A 1,664-nucleotide genomic window follows, 5' to 3' on the forward strand; every position below is an offset into this window, starting at 1 on the left:
TGAACTGCACCCCGTCAAGTAGACAGTACAAAAAATAAAAATCAGTTAAGCGGCCTTTGTCCTGAATTCCATGGGACTGAGGCCGTTTAGTTTTGCTTGTAATCGTTCGTTATTGTAAAAATGGATATAGTCATCTATGTCCTTTTTCAGTGCCTCAAAGCTGCGGTAGGTATGCAAATAATATTTCTCGCATTTCAACGTTCCCCAGAATGATTCCATGGGGCCGTTGTCGATACAGCAACCTACCCGGGACATGCTCTGTTTCATTTTAGCTTCATCCAACATCTCCTTAAAGCGCAATGACGTGTACTGGAAACCACGGTCGCTGTGGAGCATTGGCCGGCTTTTAGGCGCGGCACGCAGGGCCAATTTCAACGTCTTAAAGACGAGAGGATTGTTGTTGGAGTGCCCCAATACATAGGAAACAATGGATTTATCATGGAGGTCGAGAATGGCGCTTAAATATGCCTTCTGACCGTTTCCGTATTTGAATTCCGTTACGTCGGTTACCCATTTCTGATTTGGTACGTCCGCTTGGAAGTTGCGATTAAGCAGATTTTCAGCCACCTGTTGCGGTGTAGAGCGTTCATACTTCTTTTTCTTTCTGCGGATCACTGACTGAATCCCCTTTATCTTCATCAGGCGTTGCACGCGCTTATGATTAATGGGTCTCTTGGTTTGGCGACGCATATGCAGCGTTAACTGACGGTAGCCGAAGGTGCCCTCAACCTTCTCGTACAAGAACATCATCACTTCCGTCAGTTCCTGGTTCTCTGCTTCGCGAACACTCGGAACGCGATGAAGCCATTTGTAATAGCTCGACCTTGGAATCCCCGCAACCTCGCACAGAAGCTGTATGCTGAGCGACTCCGCTTGCTGAATGGCTTGGATAGCTAGGTAGACGTTCTCTTGTCGCAGTGCGCTTAGGGACGCCTCCTTTCGAACTCCTGCAACTTTTTTAGAAAAGCATTCTCCGCCCGGAGTCGTTCATTCTCGTACTCCAGCTTCTTCATGGCGAGCTTATGATGATCCGCATCGGTTAGCTCCTCTGGTGCCTTCGTACGCCCTCTTCCGTCCCGTAGAGCCTCTTGGCCGCCTGCTTCATATTTCTTGACCCATCCGTACACTTGCTGATAGGAAACCTGGAAATGATTCGCTGCTTTCTTATACTCTTGTCCATTTGCAAGGCAGTACAGGACAATGTCAATCCTCTCCTGCCATGTTGTCGAGCGTCCCTTGGTCATAGCTGTTCCCCCTGTATAAGCCCTTAAGCTACTATGACCATTATACTTCTTTATCCAGCGCGAGAGTTGATTTCGGCTGGCCATCTTGTACTTATCGATCACCTGATACTGCGATAATCCACCTTCAAGATAGTCTTTGACGGCTTGGAGTTTAAGCTCGGCAGAATAACTGCGATTACGGGTGCGAACCTCCAATCCTTCATAGCCATACAAGCGATACCGACGACGCCATTTGGCGATGGTTGTTTTGGTAATGCCGAAATCTTTGACTGCAGTTTTAATGCTAATACGACCCGTTTCGATTTCCTGAATGATGGCGAATTTCTCTGAGGCTGTCCGTTCTTTTATAGACATGAAAATGCTCCCCTTACAGTAACAGGTTTTAATATTTCACCTGTCTACCGTATGGGGAGCATATCA

General features: G+C 47.2%; 1 protein-coding gene. It reads right to left on the minus strand.

Going from position 1 to position 1,664, the window contains the following annotated elements:
• Window positions 1–45 precede the first annotated feature (45 nt).
• Window positions 46–1,598, minus strand: a protein-coding gene (locus tag FKP33_RS29005; RefSeq protein ID WP_373423961.1) for an IS3 family transposase whose coding sequence is annotated in 2 segments (ribosomal slippage) — window positions 46–950 and window positions 950–1,598 — 1,554 coding nt in all. Because the reading frame shifts where the segments join, the coding sequence is not laid out codon by codon here.
• Window positions 1,599–1,664: the final 66 nt, after the last annotated feature.

This window comes from Paenibacillus sp. tmac-D7, assembly GCF_006519665.1.
In the GTDB taxonomy this organism is placed as follows: domain Bacteria; phylum Bacillota; class Bacilli; order Paenibacillales; family NBRC-103111; genus Paenibacillus_G; species Paenibacillus_G validus.